Raw genomic sequence first — 17,173 nt, 5'->3', positions numbered from 1 at the left:
GGTTTTCTATTCCGTCCCTGTCATGCTACAAAAAAGGTGAGTAACAGGCCCACACCAATAATCATTGCAAAGGCATAGTGATACAAATAGCCAGTCTGTATCTGTCTGGCTAAACGTGAACACCATGCCACCGTCTTGGCTGAACCATTCACCAAGGCACCATCAATCAACATACGATCACCAACTCGCCATAAAAGCTGACCTAGTTGACGGGAGCCACCAGCAATCACCGTCTGATTAAAGTCATCAAAACCATATTTATTGATCAGGATTCGATAAATAAACTGACCTTTATTCTGTAAAAAAGCCGGTAAATCAGGTCGCCGTAAATATAAAAACCAGGCTATCACGATGCCCGCCATTGCCAACCAGAACGGAACCGCTGTGAGGCCGTGCAATATAAAGCTCAACACACCATGAAACTCTATTGCCTGCTCAGCCAGAATTTCATGAGCCGCTGCCACATAAATAGCATCCGCAAAAAACTCACCATAGACCACGCTACCGATCCAGTAACCAGCAATAACCGAAGGGATTGCCAGCAGTATCAATGGTAAGGTGACCACCCATGGCGACTCCTTAGGCTGATGTCCGTGCTCAGTGTTAAATCGTGGCTTACCATGGAACACCATAAAAAACAGGCGGAAACTATAAAGGGATGTGATTAATACGCCAGATAACACAGAAAAATAGGCAAAGCCATGACCAGGTATATTCGAAGCATGGACAGCCTCAATGATGGCATCTTTAGAAAAGAATCCGGCAAAACCAGGGAAACCGATCAATGCCAAAGAACCAATAAGACTGGTCCAGTAAGTTATCGGCATATACTTTTTCAGCCCGCCCATCTTGCGCATATCCTGCTCATGATGCATAGCGATAATCACCGAACCTGCCGCCAAGAAAAGTAAGGCTTTGAAAAAAGCATGCGTCAACAGATGGAAGACACCAGCGGCATAGGCTGACACACCTAATGCCACCGTCATATAACCTAATTGTGACAAGGTCGAATAAGCGATAACACGCTTAATGTCGTTTTGAACTAACCCCAGCAGCCCCATAAAAAAGGCAGTAATGGCGCCAATAATCAGTACAAATGACAATGCCGTTTCTGAAAGCTCAAACAAAGGTGACATACGCGCCACCATGAAAATACCAGCCGTCACCATAGTCGCCGCATGAATCAAAGCTGAGATAGGAGTCGGGCCTTCCATTGAATCAGGCAACCACACATGTAAAGGCACCTGTGCTGATTTACCCATAGCGCCGATAAATAACAAAATGCAGGTCAGCGTCATCACCGACCAGCTTGTATCTGGAAATATACTGATAGTTTGTTCTGCCATATATGGCGCTTGTTGAAACACCGCCAGATAATCCAGACTGCCGGCATACATCAGTACAGCAGCAATACCCAGTAAAAAACCAAAGTCCCCTACTCGATTGACCAGAAAGGCTTTCAAATTGGCGTAAATTGCCGTCGGTTTTTTATACCAAAAACCAATTAACAGATACGACACCAGCCCTACGGCTTCCCAACCAAAAAATAACTGCATGAAGTTATTCGCCATCACTAACATCAGCATGGCAAAAGTAAACAACGAGATATAACTAAAGAAACGACAATAACCATCGTCATCGTGCATATAACCAATGGTATATATATGCACCATCAGCGAAACAAAGGTCACCACGGTCATCATTACGGCACTTAAGCTATCAATCATAAAACCGACTTCTAGCTGCAATGAGCCAGCCTGTAACCATTGATAAACCATACCGTTATAAGTCAGCCCATCAACAGTAACGAGCTTCAGTACCCAGGCAGATAAAAAGAAAGCAACGCCTACAGAAAAAATAGTAATCCGATGCGTCCAGCTTCGCCCCAAATGGCGACCAAACAAACCTGCAGCGATACTGCCAAACAAAGGCGCGATGACAATGGCAAGCAGCAAGCTCTGTGGCATTCGTTACCCCTTTAACCTATCAAGGTCAGACACATTGATGGTGCTGAGATTACGGAATAAAACCACCAAAATGGCCAGACCAATAGCCGCTTCCGCTGCTGCCACCGTTAAGATAAAGAACACAAACACCTGACCAGCGGGGTCTCCCAGAAAGTGCGAAAAAGCAATAAAGTTAAGATTTACCGCTAACAGCATCAATTCAATACACATCAATAAAATAATGATGTTTTTACGATTCAAAAAAATGCCCGCTAAAGACAAGCTGAACAATATGGCAGCGAGAATAAGATAGTCAGATAACACCATCATGGCTCTCTCCTCTCTCCTTGCTGTTTTTGCCGAAGATCCACCATTCTGAGCCGATCTGTCGATTTAACTGTCACCTGTTTAGCCGGATCCTGCAATTTACGGTGGTGTTCACGCAATGTCAGTGTGATGGCCGCCACAATGGCAACCGTTAAAATGACAGAGGCAATTTCAAACGGATACACATAAACGGTATACAGCAAACGTCCCAACATTTTGGTATTGCTGGCATCAGTCGCTGCAGCGGCGCTAATATTGAATTGTGGGGCATTCAACACAGCAATCATCTCCACCACAATCAACGCCGCCACAATAATGCCGAGTGGTAAATAACGCGTGAAACCTTCTTTGAGTGGAGCCAGATCAATATCCAGCATCATCACGACAAAGAGAAACAGCACCAAGACCGCCCCCACGTAGACAAGGACCAGACTAATGGCAAGGAACTCTGCTTCTAGCATTAGCCAGATACCAGCACTGGTGAAAAAGGCTAACACCAGAAATAACGATGCCCGCACAGGGTTACGTACTGTTATCACCATCGTTGCAGCAAACAATAAAATAGCCGCAAAGGTATAAAAGATAATGCTTTCCACTAGTCAGTCATCCTAACGATATGGTGCATCAGCCGCACGATCTGCAGCAATCTCTGGCTCATACTTATCCCCTATTGCCAGTAATTTATCTTTAGTCATAATTTGTTCGCCTCGATTTTCAAAGTGAAACTCAAAATGACGAGTTTCGACGATGGAATCGACCGGACAGGACTCTTCACAAAACCCACAATAAATACATTTAAACAAATCAATATCGTAACGTGTGGTGCGACGACTGCCGTCATCCCTGGGCTCGGTTTCGATAGTAATGGCTAATGCCGGACATACAGCCTCACATAATTTACAGCCAATACAGCGTTCCTCCCCATTCGGGTAACGCCTTAATGCATGAAGTCCTCTGAAACGGGGTGACTGAGGTGTTTTTTCTTCAGGGTATTGAACCGTCACCTTACCAGCAAATAAATAACGCCCAGTTAAACGAAGTCCCTGAATGAGCTCCCACAATAAAAAGCTCTTAAAAAAATGACGGAGACCTGACATCATCCCCCTCCCGCAGTTAATACTGCACTTTCTGTGAACCAAGGCCCGATATCCAGCACTTGAGCCGTCGATACAATCACCAACCAAACAAGTGTCACCGGGATAAATATTTTCCAGCCCAAACGCATAATCTGGTCATAACGATAACGCGGAAATGTTGCTCGAAACCACAGATACATAAACAAGAATATGGCGGTTTTTGCTAATAACCACACCAAACCAGGTACCCAGGCAAAAGCCGTTTCCAACACAGGGATACCATCAAACGGTGATAACCAGCCGCCCATAAATAGCGTCGCAGCCAGCATGGAAATCAAAATCATATCGGCGTATTCAGCGAGGAAAAAAATAGCAAACGCCATCCCGGAATATTCCACATGGAAACCGGCGACGATTTCAGATTCCCCTTCAGCAATATCAAACGGAGCACGGTTGGTTTCTGCCACCCCAGAGATAAAATAAACAATAAACAACGGAAACAGCGGTATGAAATACCAGTGCCAGAAGCCACCTTGCTGAGCCAGCACAATCTCACCAAGATTGAGACTGCCAGCCGCAATGAGTACACCGACCAAAGCAAATCCCATAGCAATTTCATACGACACCACTTGTGCCGCGCTGCGTAATGCGCCTAAAAAGGCATAACGAGAATTAGATGCCCAACCTGCCACCACTACGCCATACACACTCATTGAGGTGATCGCTAAGATGTACAGAAGACCAGCATCAATGTCAGCCAACACCATGCCATCATCAAACGGCATTACCGCCCAGGCCGCCAGCGCCGGACCAATCGCCAAAACAGGCGCTATCAGAAACAAATATAAATTGGATTTCGCTGGGAAAATGACTTCTTTAAGTAACAGTTTCAGGCCATCTGCTATCGGTTGTAATAATCCCCATGGACCGACTCTGTTAGGACCAATCCGCGTTTGTATATAACCAATCACTTTACGCTCGGCGTAAGTCAGATAAGCAACTGACAACATTAAAGGCACAATAATTAATAAGATCTTCAGCAGATTCGGCAAGATATCCTGTAAAAACATATCGATCATGTGGCTGCCTCACTTTGAGAAACAGAGACCTGACCAAATAAGCTGACTAAGCGGTTAGCCGCATCTGTAGTGGCGGCGACATACACGCAGCCATCTGCAATATTGTCATCAATCTCTAATGGTAAGCGTACCACTTTGTCTTCTTGTGTCAGCGTCAACGGCGTTTGATGGTTCAACCCCCATTTTTCTGCTTCTTTTCTGTTGATACGGGCAAACTGGGCACGCTGAGTTTCAGGCGTTTTTTGTAATGCGTCACTGTGTCTTAGTAAAACATCAGTCCGATACATTGGCACTTCAGAAATCATCATCAACTCTGATTCTGCCGTCAATGAATCAGGAATATAAGCTGAAACCGTCTTCGCCTGCATCTCAGACTGGCTTTGTCGAATCTCATCCACTACATCCTGTGATGAAATATAGTCAAATCCTTGTATTTGGCTGACATTGCCCAGTACACGCAGAATTTTCCAACCAGGCCGACTATCACCTCTGGGAGCAACAGCACCAGCAAACTGCTGCCATTGTTTATCCATTCCGACAAACGTGCCCGATGTTTCAGTAAAACAGGCCGTGGGTAATATCACATCGGCCGTTTGTCTTAAAAATTCACTGTCAAAACTATGCAGCCCCACCACAAAACTAGCACGTTTTAATGCCTGCTTGGCTATTGCTGGCACCGCAGTATCCTGTAATGCATCAAAGTCCATCAGCACATAAGCCCGCAGACTCTGTTGCCACATTTGCAGACTATTCTTAGCTGCACCACCGGGTAGCGTATTGGCAATCAAATGAGCCTGACTATTGGCTGATGGCATCACAACACAACGGCTGCCAGATAACTCGGCAATCTTATGCACTAGAGCACGAATTTTCGCTGCATTGGGATGGTGATTGGCTAAATCTCCTACAATAAGTGTTGCGGTAGTGGCATTGGATAATTGCATTGCCACATTTTGCTCAAACGCACTGGGCGTACGTTCCGGATACAAAGCCTGCCACTCATCATCAGTGTCATTGGCAATTGACGATAAGACTTTGGCAATACCAGCTAATGTTGTGAGCATCGCATTGATATCAACAGCCATTTCATACTCAACCGGCATCAGCATATCGGTCAGGAAAAAATTGATATTAGTTACTGCCGCTCCAGCCAAGGCCGCCTGTCTTATCCGATGAGCAAGGATAGGTTGTTCAGCCCGGATATTGCTGCCAATTAAGACAACAGCATCACTTTCCTGCACTTCTGCCAATGTCCAATTATTCAGAGGATACTGTTCTGGATGATCTGAAAAATCCTGTTGACGCAGGCGATGGTCAATATTCTCAACACCTAACCCCCGTAACCATTTCTGAAAAAGAAACGCTTCTTCCAGGGTCGCTGTCGGGGAAATTAAGCCACCCACCTCTTCTGTTCCATGTTTGTTAATAACGGTTTGCAAACCTTTTACCGCTGCTTCCAGCGCGGTTTGCCAGTCAACCACCTGCCAGTCACCCTCCACCTTAATCATCGGATCAGTGAGTCGCTTTGAATGTGCCAAGCCTTGATAGGAGAACCTGTCTCTATCTGATAACCAGGCCTCATTGATAGACTCGTTATCTCTTGGCACCACACGCATCACATCATTTTGTCTGACATGCAGCTCAATATTGGAACCAATGGCATCATGAGGTGCGATAGAAGGATGGGCTTTCATTTCCCAGGCACGCGCCTTATAACGAAACGGTTTTGAGGTTAAGGCACCCACAGGACAGAGATCGATAATATTGCCGGACAGCTCTGAAACCAGACTGTGCTCGACATAGGTACCGATTTCCATATGTTCGCCACGCCCAGTTGCCCCAAGCTCTTTAACGCCAGCGATTTCCACACCAAAGCGAACGCAACGAGTGCAATGAATGCAGCGTGTCATATCGGTACGAATCAAAGGCCCAATATCTTTGTCTTTGACAACACGTTTGCCTTCTGTAAAGCGGCTAACGCCTTCGCCATACCCCATGGAAAGATCTTGCAACTCGCATTCACCACCCTGATCACAGATAGGGCAATCCAGCGGATGATTAATCAGCAAAAATTCCATTACACTGCGTTGAGCATTGACCGCGACTTTGGAATGAGTAAACACCTTCATGCCTTCCGTAACGGGAGTCGCACACGCTGGCAACGCTTTACGGGATTTATCAACTTCAACCAGACACATCCGGCAGTTCGCCGCTATCGACAGCTTTTTGTGATAACAAAAACGTGGAATATCAATGCCCGCCTCATCAGCAGCCTGAATAATCATTTTTGTTGAATCCACTTTCAGCGGAATACCGTCGATTTCGATATTAACCATGTCTACTCAGCCTTCACGCTGTGTTATTCATACACCGACCGTGATCGATGTGGTGTTGAAATTCATCACGAAAATGTTTGATGAAACTGACAACCGGAGCCGCGGCAGCATCACCCAAGGCGCAAATCGTATTGCCATTAATATTCTCAGCAACATCCACCAGCCGATCTAAATCTTCTTGTCTGCCCTGGCCTTCTTCAATCCGTTTCACAACCCGATACAACCAGCCAGTACCTTCCCGACATGGCGTGCACTGACCGCACGACTCCTCATAATAAAAATAAGCAATACGCTGTAAAGCTTTCACCATACAAGTTGAATCATCCATAACAATCACCGAACCGGCACCCAACATTGAACGTGCTTTTGCAATGCCGTCATAACTCATATCCAGTCCCATCATGATGTCAGCGGGCACCACAGGGGTCGAGGAGCCACCTGGAATCACCGCTTTTAATTGATGGCCATGCCTGACGCCACCGGCTAATTCCAATAACTCAGCAAAGGGAGTACCGAGCGGTACTTCATAGTTACCGGGTTTATTGACATGGCCGGTCATACAGAAAATTTTGCTGCCACCATTATTCGGTGTTCCCAAGTCATGAAACCAGTCAGCACCATGCTGCAAAATCACGGGGATAGACGCCAGACTTTCAGTATTGTTAATCGTGGTCGGCCTGCCATATAAACCATAGCCGGCTGGAAATGGTGGTTTATAACGTGGCTGGCCTTTTTTGCCTTCCAGTGATTCGAGTAAGGCGGTCTCTTCCCCGCAAATATAAGCGCCAGCACCGATATGGGTATGCAACTGAAAATTAAAGCCACTGTCCAGAATATCCTTACCTAGATAACCTGCCTCCCTGGCTTCTTCCAATGCCGCTTCAAAGCGCTCTATGGGCTCATAAAATTCACCACGGATGTAGTTGTAACCCGTTTGGGCACCAATGGTGTAACCAGCGATAATCATGCCTTCTATCACCTGGTGTGGATTAAATCTGAGAATGTCACGGTCTTTACAGGTACCGGGCTCACCTTCATCAGAATTACAGACAATATATTTATCGCCGGGCAAACGTCTGGGCATGAAGCTCCATTTCAACCCGGTAGGGAAACCGGCGCCACCACGGCCACGTAATGCCGAGTTTTTAATCTGTTCGATAATGGCTTCAGGTTTGAGCTTATTACTCAGGATATTTTCAAGCACCTGATAACCACCTACCTGACGATAGGCATCCAAGTTCCACGATGGAGACAGATGGCTGGTACGAAAGCAGACTTGATCCAGCTTCATGACTGAACCCCGTCAATTAAAGCATCAATTTTTTCTTTAGTGAGGTATTCATGATATTGCTTATCCATCAACAACATTGGTGCACCGACACAAGCCCCAAGACACTCCACTTCTTTTAGCGTGAACAAACCATCTTCTGTTGTTTCCCCTGGCTTAATGGATAAGCGTTGCTGCAAATGTTCGAGAATTTCTTCTGATCCACACAACATGCAAGAGATATTGGTACACAGGCTAATCTTATGTTTACCGACCGGCTCCAGCTCAAACATGCTATAAAAGGTAGCCACCTCGTAGACACTGATGTTTGACATGGATAAGTATTCCGCCAACGCATCCATAATGGCTCTGGAAAGCCAGCCACCATTCGCTTCTTGCAGAATATGTAAACATGGAATGACCGCCGACTGAGCCCGGCCTATCGGGTATTTGGCTATCCACTTATCCAACTCAGCACGAAGTTGCTCAGTAAATAAAGTCTGTTTAGGTCCGGTCAATACCATTTCTGTCATCGGTCAATCTCACCAAACACAATATCCATCGTACCGATAATGGCAACCACATCCGCCAGCATATGGCCTTTTGCCATCTCATCCATAGCCGCCAGATGTGGGAACCCTGGCGCGCGAATTTTTACACGATAAGGCTTATTGGCCCCATCCGAAATCATATAAATACCAAACTCACCTTTGGGATGTTCAATCGCACTGTAGACTTCACCTTCAGGGACACAATAACCTTCAGTAAATAATTTGAAATGATGGATCAAGGCTTCCATATCATTTTTCATCGTACTGCGTTTGGGTGGAGCGACTTTAGTATCGTCAACGATCACAGGCCCCGGATTCGCTTTAAGCCAATCCACACATTGTTTGATAATGCGGTTAGACTCACGCATCTCGGCTACACGGACTAAATAACGATCGTAGCAGTCGCCCTCCCTACCTATCGGAATGTCAAAGTCCAATTGGTCGTAGACTTCATAAGGCTGTTTACGGCGTAAATCCCATTCAATACCTGAACCTCGTAACATTGGCCCTGAAAAACCAAGTTGCAAGGCTCGCTCCGGACTGACCACACCAATACCGACCGTGCGTTGTTTCCAGATACGGTTGTCGGTTAATAAGGTCTCGTATTCGTCGACACAATGAGGAAATCGTTGTGTGAAGTCTTCAATAAAGTCCAGCAGACTGCCTTCTCGGTTTTGATTCTTTTTCTTTATCTCTTTTTCGTTGTGCCATTTAGATGTTTGATATTGAGGCATCTTATCGGGTAAATCGCGGTAAACGCCGCCGGGACGGTAATAGGTGGCATGCATTCTTGCCCCAGATACCGCCTCGTAACAATCCATCAAATCTTCACGTTCACGAAAACAATAAAGAAAAACGGTCATCGCACCAATATCAAGGCCATGCGCTCCCAGCCACATCAAATGATTTAACACCCGGGTAATCTCATCAAACATGACGCGGATGTATTGCGCTCTGATGGGCACATCGATACCAATCAGTTTTTCGATAGCCATCACATAGGCATGTTCGTTACACATCATCGATACATAATCGAGACGGTCCATATAACCGATGCTTTGATTAAACGGCTTGGATTCAGCCAGTTTTTCGGTACCCCGATGCAACAGACCAACATGCGGATCCGCTCTGACAATGACTTCGCCATCCATTTCCAGAATAAGGCGAAGCACACCATGCGCAGCCGGATGTTGTGGACCAAAGTTCAGTGTGAAATTTTTTATCTCAGCCATTATTTCTCATCCCTGAGATAACGGTTATCGTCACGAATCACCCTGGGTACCAGAGTTCTTGGTTCAATGCTGACCGGTTCATACACCACGCGTTTCTTGTCTTCATCGTAACGCATCTCAACATTGCCAATAAGTGGGAAGTCTTTGCGAAACGGATGGCCGACGAAGCCGTAGTCGGTCAAAATGCGACGTAAATCAGGATGACCTTCAAATAAAATACCAAACATATCAAAGGCTTCACGTTCATACCAATCCGCACTTGCCCAGACACTTGTTACGCTGTCGACGAGGGGTTGTTCGGCAGCCAGTCTGACTTTTAGTCGTAGGCGCTGGTTATGTTTAATTGACTGCAACTGATAAACCACAGCAAAGCGATAACCATCCGTCACCGGTTCTGCATGACCCAATCCATCTACAGCCCGGCTAAAGCCAAACTCTGTTGATTGTTTCGTTTCCCAACTGCTGCCACCGTACTCTGAGTAATCCACTCCCGCCAAATCCATCAATTGCTCAAATTGATAGTCGTCGCGTAGTGTTGTGCAAACGTTGATAAGGTGCTCTGCAGCCACATGCAAAGTGATTTCATCTCTAACCAGCTCACAGTCCAGCAAGGCTTCTGAAAAATCCTGTTCAAGTTTAGCTTTTAGGGTTTGCATCATAAAACAGGTCGCTTTCAGGGTTGTCTGGCTATGGTATTAGTACGGTGAATTTTTTTCTGCAGTTGTAATATTCCGTACAGTAATGCCTCAGCCGTTGGGGGGCAGCCCGGAACATAAATATCTACGGGTACAATCCGGTCACAACCACGGACTACAGAATAAGAGTAATGATAATAACCACCGCCGTTAGCACAGGACCCCATTGAAATCACCCAGCGTGGTTCGGACATCTGGTCGTATACTTTACGAAGTGCCGGCGCCATTTTATTTACCAGTGTACCGGCAACGATCATTACATCAGATTGACGAGGACTGGCTCTGAATACAATGCCAAATCGGTCCAGATCATAACGTGCAGCACCCGCGTGCATCATTTCCACAGCACAGCAGGCCAGGCCAAATGTCATTGGCCATAAGGATCCGGTTCTTGCCCAATTAATCAGCTTGTCAGCAGAGGTGGTGACAACGCCTTTTTCAAGAACACCTTCTATTCCCATTCCAGCGCTCCTTTTTTCCACTCATACACAAACCCAACCACCAGAATGCCCAGAAATAAGAACATGGCTAGGAGTCCGAATACACCGATCTCATCTAATACGATGGCCCAGGGGAACAGGAATGCGATTTCTAAATCGAAGATAATAAAGAGAATAGCGACGAGATAATAACGAACATCAAACTTCATGTGAGCATCTTCAAAAGGCTCGAACCCACATTCATACGCTGAGCGTTTTTCACTATCCGGATGACGAGGTCCTAATACAAAACCAGCCAGCAATGGCAGAACACCAAAGCCGATGCCGATAATGATAAACAACAAAATCGGGAGATAATTCTCCAGCATGCTGCGCTTCCTTACGATGTCTCGACAACTCAGCATGAGGGACTTGCGTCACTGCTCATGCCCCTGATTGCATTATCAACTATGACCGCAATCATCAGGATTGATACTACACACTAAAAACGCTGATGAGAAGTCACAATATTTGATAAATAACGATTTTTACCAAGCTTATGAGACTGGACAGAACTGAATAGATTGTGCTCGAATATGCCTTACTTTGATTTGAGCAATGCTCAACTCCCAACAAACCAATGTCTCAGATAAAAAAACAATAAAGTGCATCATTTCAGGTGAATAAGAATAAGTGGTTAAGTACACCTGTTGTGGTAGCGATCATCATTTTATTAGCGGCTTTAATAGCCGCTGGTGTGGCAGCTTCGCATTTATTCTCACTGATTCAGGAGGATGTCACGTCACGTCTAAATACGGCATTAGTTACCTCCATTAACAGAGTCAAACAATCTTTCACCAATCACCAGCGAAATAGTGTTTATTGGGCAGAGAATACCGTTATTCAGCAAATCGCTTTATTAGCTAATAAACATGAAAACAGAGCGATGCAGCAGGATTTATATCAACTCGTTGATGGCAGTCTGAAAGCAACGATCACCAATGAAGGTTACCGAGACTACAAATTATTTAACCTCAACGGTGAGTTGATTTTGTCAGGCATCAGCGGTTTCGCAAAGCCTGAACAGAATATTACCCTGCCAGATAATATTCTTGCTGCATTATCGAAAAAGGATGTCTATACCTCTCATCCATTTATGCCTTCATCCGTATGGCAATCAACATTACGGCATCAATATCCCTTACCAACCATGTTATTTATTGCTCCTATCCATGATTGGGCGGGAAAAACAGTCGCTTTTTTTGCGTTTGAAATTAATCCAGACAAGCTGTTTAACCCGGCTTTTCATGAAAATCAGGTCGGACAAACCGGTCAAGCCTATGCCATAGATGAACAAGGGCGGATGCTGACCCAAAGTAAATTTACTAACCAATTAATTCGAGCAGGATTAATCGATGCTTCGAATCCGCTCACTGAGTTGAAACTCGAAGTCCGTGACCCCGGTTTTGATTTACTGGAGTCACCCGACAAAAAAGTGAAAAGCCCTATGCCATTGACACTGATGGCTAAGTCCCTGACCCAGCATAAAACTGGGGTCAATCTGAAAGGCTATCGTGATTATCGTGGCGTCAGAGTCATCGGTAGCTGGCGCTGGGATGAGCAACTCAATATGGGGGTTGTCACAGAAACAGAGGTTTCCGAAGTATACAAACTATACCGTTCGCTGTTATTCAGCGTGATTGTCAGTATTGTGTTTATCATTTTTATGACGGCATTTGGTACCTATTTCTATCGCCGTTCCACTCAGCAACAAATTGTCTCACTGCAACAACGTGATGCCATTATTAAACAAACAGATGATGGTTTTGTCACCATCGATGATCAGGGAAGAATCACGATGGTCAATCCCGCCATCTGTTTGCTATTTGGCTATCAGGAAGCCGAATTGATTGGTCAGCCGGTATCCATCTTAATAGATGAAGAACAGCGACATAAACATGATAATTATCTGAAACAAGCTGATATACATGAACCGAAAATTATTCATCGGACCCGTTCATTATCAGCGACCAGGAAAGATGGCAGCCAATTTCCGATTGAACTCAATGTTAGTCCAATGCAGTTTGGCCATCGTAAATTTTATATTGGTGTTATTCGTGATATTTCTGAACGTTATCAATACCAGCAAGAACTGATCAAAGCCATGCAGCAGGCTGAACATGCTAATCAGGCTAAAAGTGAGTTTCTTGCCAAGATGAGTCATGAGCTGAGAACACCGCTCAATGCCATTATCGGTTTCTCTCAGCTGTTACAGATGGATAAGTTAAATGATGACCAACGCGAATCGGTCAGTATGATTGAAAGCTCAGGTAATCATTTACTGTCATTAATCAATGAGGTGCTTGACCTGTCACGTATAGAGAGTGGTCATATGTCAGTTTCAGTGGAAGATGTCGAACTAAAACCACTCATCGAACATATTTTACCTTTCATTCATAATCAACTTAGTGCGCTTGATTTACGTATTACCGAAAGTTACCCAACACAATCCTCATCTCTATTTGTCCGTGCCGACCACATTAAATTAAAACAGGTATTGCTTAACCTATTATCCAATGCGGCAAAATACAATAAGCCTAGTGGCAGTATAGAAATTATTGTCAGCCATACGGATAGTGACTCGATACGCATTGCCATCAAAGACACGGGCTACGGTATTGATGAAAATTTACAGCAACGTCTTTTCGAGCCCTTTGACCGTCTTGATAAAGACAGCTCTGATATACAGGGAACAGGAATAGGGCTGATTATTAGCCGTGAACTGATTAAGTTAATGAATGGACGTTTTGGCTTTGAAAGCAAGCGAGATATAGGATCGACATTCTGGATAGAGCTTCAGCGCTCATCCGTCAACAATAGCTCGATATTATCAGCTGCAAATAACCAGTCTGATCAATTGGATGGTGAGCAGAGTCAGCATATCAAAGTGTTATGTATAGAAGACAACCCTACCAACTTGAACCTGATGCAGCGGTTTTTTAAACAGTACTCGCAATTTATTCTGTTAACAGCCGTCGATGCAGAATCAGGGTTAGAAATAGCCAGACAATTTGAGCCTCAAGTGATTCTGATGGATATTAACTTACCAGGCAAAAATGGCTTCGAGGCATTAAAAGACCTGAAACGTTCTGCCATCACTCGCGATATCAAAACAATCGCGTTAAGTGCTAACGCCATGCGAGAAGACATTGATAGAGGCCTGAAAGCAGGTTTTGATTATTATCTGACTAAACCGCTTAACTTTGAACTGTTAATTGAAACTATCAACCAAGCTATAGAAAAATCTATCAAGCACTAAGCTCAGTTGAGTCACCCTAAACAGGTATAAGTTAAGCTGACCCGGCCCAGTGTTGTATGGCGTCTAACGCCTGCTGGTTTAATGCTATTGCACGTTTTTCATGACTGGCTTCAATATAACAACGGAGCTCCGGCGCATTGCCAGAGGGCCTGATGTGAATGATTTCATCATTAGCAAAAGACATTCTCACACCATCGGTTGTATCAACAGCTTTCACCTCACCCATGAATGGAAATAGCTGTTTAACCTGCTCTCGACTCAGCTCATTATCAGGTAATAATGTTTCAAGCAGTAAACGACTTTTTTCCAGTGCGAAGTTTTTCAGTCGATCACTACTGGTGTAAATCGCAGGCATAGAAGAATTCAGTTCAGACACGCTCTGTTGTCGTTGTTTGGCCAATAACAACACACTTAAAATAACAATAACCGCATCCCTTGTAGGCAAGGGGCTTAATGTATTTCCTGCTAATTCAATGGCTGATTGCTGTAAAAAACCGCCATTGGCTTCATAACCCACAATACATTTTTTTGATTCTGCGACTGCCGTTTGCATGGCTGAAATAACATAAGGTGAACCTATTCGGGTACGTATGACCTGCTCAAAAAAGTCAGCATTGACAGCGGAGTTACTGCTGACAGGGGTCACGACAATATCAGCAGCAAGATAGATCGCTGTTAACAAACCGACAATATCACCTCTAAGCCAACGTCCCTTTTCATCACTAATAAGCGGTCGATCACTATCACCATCCGTGGACACAATCGCATCCAGCTTATGCTCCGATGCCCATTGTTGAGCAAGTTTGACATCTTCCGGACGAATAGCTTCAGTATCCACTGACACAAATTGATCACTTCGCCCCAGACAAATAGTGTTTGCACCTAGCACAGATAAAATCTGTTGGAGTAAATCCCTACCCACAGCAGAATGCTGGTAAATACCAATAGTCATGCCTGACAAGCAATTTTCTGGGAAAAAATGTGAGAAGCGTTCGATATAAAGCGTTTCAGCTAATAGAGATGGCTTAGCAAAAACATCATCTTGTTTGATGAACTCACCTTCGTTATTAAACAACTCATCAGGTATATCAACAAACTGTTGTTTTATGGCTTGTTCATCCGCCTGCAGTATTTCCCCAATCGGCAAATTAAATTTCATGCCATTACGGTCATCAGGAATATGGCTTCCGGTCACCATAATGGTCGGCATTTTATGTAAGATACCGTACAAAGCAACCGCTGGCGACGGAATAAATCCCAGATTAACGGGCTGTAAACCATAATGCTGACAGGCTCTAGCCACGGCATTCATAATGCGCGGACTGCTTAACCTCAAATCACCACCAATACCGAACTCATCACCTGTTTGTATCTGCTTATCAGCTATCAGATGCTGCAAAAATGCTGCGGTATAAGCAAAACAAACACGATCTGTCATATCAGTGACCAGACCACGGGTACCACTGGTACCAAATTTGACGCCAGAATCTGACATCAATTGTTCAATATGAATTTTCATCTGAATAGGTTAGTTGCGGTGATAATTATCCTGGAAGCGTACAATATCGTCTTCACCAAGATAGCCACCAGATTGAATTTCAATAATTTCTAAAGGCACTCGCCCCGGATTATGCAGTCGATGCTTTTGTCCGACAGGAATGAAAGTTGATTCATTTTCAGAAAGTAAGAAAACCTCATCATCTCTGGTTACTTCAGCCGTCCCCTGGACTACCACCCAATGCTCAGCACGATGATGATGCATTTGCAGAGAAAGTGATGCGCCCGGTTTTACTCGGATACGCTTGACCTGAAACCGTTCACCCAAATCAATAGAATCATAATATCCCCACGGGCGGTAACAAAGACGATGATTTTCAGCTTCAGGGCGTGATTGTGACTTGAGTTTGGCAACGATATCTTTGATATCCTGCGCCTGTGCTTTACTGGCGACCATCACCGCATCCGCTGTCTCAACGATCACCAGATCCTCAACTCCAACCACAGAGACAAGTCGGTGTTCGCTGTGAATATAAGCGTTTTTCACATTCTGTATTTCGACATCGCCTTTCAGTACATTATTGTTCTCATCCTGTTGTGAACACTCCCACAACGATGACCAGGAGCCGACATCATTCCAGCCAGCATCAAGCGGCACGACGACGGCCTTATTGGTTTTCTCCATCAAAGCATAATCAATGGAGTCCGATGGGCAGGCTTCAAATGCGGCTTTATTTAAACGGACAAAATCTAAATCCTGTTCACTTTGTGCTACGGCTAAACGGCATTTTTCAACGATATCGGGATTGAATTTGTTCATTTCTTCGATCAATAGCGAAGCTTTGAACATAAACATCCCACTGTTCCAGTAATACTCGCCAGAGGCCAGGTATTGCTCAGCGGTTTCTAAATCTGGCTTTTCAACAAACTGTTTAACCGCTGAAATCCCCCCTTTTTCTTCAGCCTGAATATAGCCATAGCCAGTATGAGCACAATTCGGAACAATACCAAATGTCACTAGATTTCCGGCTATTGCTTGCTGTTCAGCGATTTTTATCGCTTGATGAAAGGCTTCAATATCCGCAATCACATGATCAGCAGCCAAAACTAACAGTACCGGATCCTGTTCACGAGAAAGTGCTTGAAATGCAGCACTCACAATAGCAGGAGCCGTATTTCTACCTGCTGGCTCAAGAAGAATGCTGGGAGATTCAATACCAATTTCTAATAATTGCTCCGCCACCATAAACCGGTGACTCTCATTACATACCACTATGGGTGATGCACTATCTAAACCTTTCAGTCTAAGAATAGTTTGTTGAAACATAGAGTCATCACCAAACAAATTCAAAAATTGTTTGGGTTTATGTTTACGTGAAAGTGGCCACAAACGCGTACCACTTCCCCCAGACATTACAACAGGTATCAT

General features: G+C 44.7%; 15 protein-coding genes. 1 reads left to right on the top strand and 14 read right to left on the bottom strand.

Annotated features, from left to right (window positions below):
- Nucleotides 1-20: 20 nt before the first annotated feature.
- The 12 genes from nuoL to B2248_RS13790 are packed head-to-tail and all read right to left on the bottom strand — an operon-like array spanning nt 21 to nt 11,317.
- Nucleotides 21-1,967: an NADH-quinone oxidoreductase subunit L gene (gene nuoL / locus B2248_RS13845; RefSeq protein ID WP_273180011.1), complete on the bottom strand. Its 1,947-nt coding sequence runs from the start codon at nt 1,965-1,967 to the stop codon at nt 21-23.
- Nucleotides 1,968-1,970: 3 nt separating this feature from the next.
- The gene (gene nuoK, locus B2248_RS13840; RefSeq protein WP_040576605.1) at nt 1,971-2,276 is read right to left on the bottom strand and encodes an NADH-quinone oxidoreductase subunit NuoK; all 306 of its coding nucleotides are present in this window, start codon (nt 2,274-2,276) and stop codon (nt 1,971-1,973) included.
- Nucleotides 2,273-2,869, bottom strand: a complete 597-nt coding sequence (locus tag B2248_RS13835; RefSeq protein ID WP_273180008.1) for an NADH-quinone oxidoreductase subunit J — start codon at nt 2,867-2,869, stop codon at nt 2,273-2,275. Before B2248_RS13835 ends, nuoK begins: the two co-directional genes overlap by 4 nt.
- A gap of 12 nt (nt 2,870-2,881) precedes the next feature.
- Entirely contained in the window at nt 2,882-3,373 is a 492-nt protein-coding gene (gene nuoI / locus B2248_RS13830; protein WP_007146553.1) for an NADH-quinone oxidoreductase subunit NuoI, read from the bottom strand.
- Nucleotides 3,370-4,428, bottom strand: coding sequence for an NADH-quinone oxidoreductase subunit NuoH (nuoH, locus tag B2248_RS13825; RefSeq protein WP_273180004.1), 1,059 nt, complete (start codon nt 4,426-4,428; stop codon nt 3,370-3,372). The genes nuoI and nuoH overlap by 4 nt, the downstream gene beginning before the upstream one ends.
- A complete protein-coding gene (nuoG, locus tag B2248_RS13820) occupies nt 4,425-6,764 on the bottom strand; it encodes an NADH-quinone oxidoreductase subunit NuoG (protein WP_273180000.1) in 2,340 nt (779 codons plus the stop codon). Before nuoG ends, nuoH begins: the two co-directional genes overlap by 4 nt.
- Nucleotides 6,765-6,777: 13 nt before the next feature.
- A complete protein-coding gene (gene nuoF / locus B2248_RS13815; protein WP_273179996.1) occupies nt 6,778-8,055 on the bottom strand; it encodes an NADH-quinone oxidoreductase subunit NuoF in 1,278 nt (425 codons plus the stop codon).
- On the bottom strand, nt 8,052-8,564 hold the full coding sequence (nuoE, locus tag B2248_RS13810; protein ID WP_007146557.1) for an NADH-quinone oxidoreductase subunit NuoE: 513 nt from the start codon (nt 8,562-8,564) through the stop codon (nt 8,052-8,054). Before nuoE ends, nuoF begins: the two co-directional genes overlap by 4 nt.
- Nucleotides 8,561-9,814, bottom strand: coding sequence for an NADH-quinone oxidoreductase subunit D (locus B2248_RS13805; protein ID WP_273179993.1), 1,254 nt, complete (start codon nt 9,812-9,814; stop codon nt 8,561-8,563). Before B2248_RS13805 ends, nuoE begins: the two co-directional genes overlap by 4 nt.
- Nucleotides 9,814-10,473 carry an NADH-quinone oxidoreductase subunit C gene (locus tag B2248_RS13800; RefSeq protein ID WP_273179990.1) on the bottom strand — a complete coding sequence of 220 codons (660 nt, stop codon included), beginning with the start codon at nt 10,471-10,473 and terminating at the stop codon, nt 9,814-9,816. Before B2248_RS13800 ends, B2248_RS13805 begins: the two co-directional genes overlap by 1 nt.
- A 14-nt stretch (nt 10,474-10,487) precedes the next feature.
- Nucleotides 10,488-10,970, bottom strand: a complete 483-nt coding sequence (locus tag B2248_RS13795; RefSeq protein ID WP_007146560.1) for a NuoB/complex I 20 kDa subunit family protein — start codon at nt 10,968-10,970, stop codon at nt 10,488-10,490.
- On the bottom strand, nt 10,961-11,317 hold the full coding sequence (locus B2248_RS13790) for an NADH-quinone oxidoreductase subunit A (protein ID WP_007146561.1): 357 nt from the start codon (nt 11,315-11,317) through the stop codon (nt 10,961-10,963). The genes B2248_RS13795 and B2248_RS13790 overlap by 10 nt, the downstream gene beginning before the upstream one ends.
- 290 nt (nt 11,318-11,607) lie before the next feature.
- On the opposite strand from B2248_RS13790, the gene B2248_RS13785 reads away from it, so the two are divergent.
- Nucleotides 11,608-14,247 carry a PAS domain S-box protein gene (locus tag B2248_RS13785; RefSeq protein ID WP_273179987.1) on the top strand — a complete coding sequence of 880 codons (2,640 nt, stop codon included), beginning with the start codon at nt 11,608-11,610 and terminating at the stop codon, nt 14,245-14,247.
- A 31-nt stretch (nt 14,248-14,278) separates the two neighbouring features.
- Here B2248_RS13785 and B2248_RS13780 read toward each other — a convergent pair whose 3' ends face one another.
- Together B2248_RS13780 and B2248_RS13775 are read right to left on the bottom strand one after the other, a co-directional pair.
- A complete protein-coding gene (locus B2248_RS13780) occupies nt 14,279-15,766 on the bottom strand; it encodes a phosphomannomutase (protein ID WP_273179985.1) in 1,488 nt (495 codons plus the stop codon).
- Between the two features lie 9 nt (nt 15,767-15,775).
- Nucleotides 15,776-17,173: a mannose-1-phosphate guanylyltransferase/mannose-6-phosphate isomerase gene (locus tag B2248_RS13775; RefSeq protein WP_273179982.1), complete on the bottom strand. Its 1,398-nt coding sequence runs from the start codon at nt 17,171-17,173 to the stop codon at nt 15,776-15,778.

Origin of the sequence: Methylophaga sp. UBA2012, assembly GCF_002335235.1 — a bacterium.
Taxonomy (GTDB): domain Bacteria; phylum Pseudomonadota; class Gammaproteobacteria; order Nitrosococcales; family Methylophagaceae; genus Methylophaga; species Methylophaga thalassica.
Note: the sequence above shows the minus strand (reverse complement) of the source record. Positions and strands in the feature narration are given on the sequence as shown.

What these genes read in the sequence shown, in the direction of transcription:
- nuoH (WP_273180004.1), bottom strand. Translation starts at nt 4,428, where the DNA reads ATGATCGATATGTTTTTACAGGATATCTTGCCGAATCTGCTGAAGATC.
- nuoE (WP_007146557.1), bottom strand. Translation starts at nt 8,564, where the DNA reads ATGACAGAAATGGTATTGACCGGACCTAAACAGACTTTATTTACTGAG.
- B2248_RS13805 (WP_273179993.1), bottom strand. Translation starts at nt 9,814, where the DNA reads ATGGCTGAGATAAAAAATTTCACACTGAACTTTGGTCCACAACATCCG.
- nuoG (WP_273180000.1), bottom strand. Translation starts at nt 6,764, where the DNA reads ATGGTTAATATCGAAATCGACGGTATTCCGCTGAAAGTGGATTCAACA.
- B2248_RS13790 (WP_007146561.1), bottom strand. Translation starts at nt 11,317, where the DNA reads ATGCTGGAGAATTATCTCCCGATTTTGTTGTTTATCATTATCGGCATC.
- B2248_RS13780 (WP_273179985.1), bottom strand. Translation starts at nt 15,766, where the DNA reads ATGAAAATTCATATTGAACAATTGATGTCAGATTCTGGCGTCAAATTT.
- B2248_RS13795 (WP_007146560.1), bottom strand. Translation starts at nt 10,970, where the DNA reads ATGGGAATAGAAGGTGTTCTTGAAAAAGGCGTTGTCACCACCTCTGCT.
- B2248_RS13775 (WP_273179982.1), bottom strand. Translation starts at nt 17,173, where the DNA reads ATGATACCTGTTGTAATGTCTGGGGGAAGTGGTACGCGTTTGTGGCCA.
- nuoI (WP_007146553.1), bottom strand. Translation starts at nt 3,373, where the DNA reads ATGATGTCAGGTCTCCGTCATTTTTTTAAGAGCTTTTTATTGTGGGAG.
- nuoL (WP_273180011.1), bottom strand. Translation starts at nt 1,967, where the DNA reads ATGCCACAGAGCTTGCTGCTTGCCATTGTCATCGCGCCTTTGTTTGGC.
- B2248_RS13800 (WP_273179990.1), bottom strand. Translation starts at nt 10,473, where the DNA reads ATGATGCAAACCCTAAAAGCTAAACTTGAACAGGATTTTTCAGAAGCC.
- nuoF (WP_273179996.1), bottom strand. Translation starts at nt 8,055, where the DNA reads ATGAAGCTGGATCAAGTCTGCTTTCGTACCAGCCATCTGTCTCCATCG.
- nuoK (WP_040576605.1), bottom strand. Translation starts at nt 2,276, where the DNA reads ATGATGGTGTTATCTGACTATCTTATTCTCGCTGCCATATTGTTCAGC.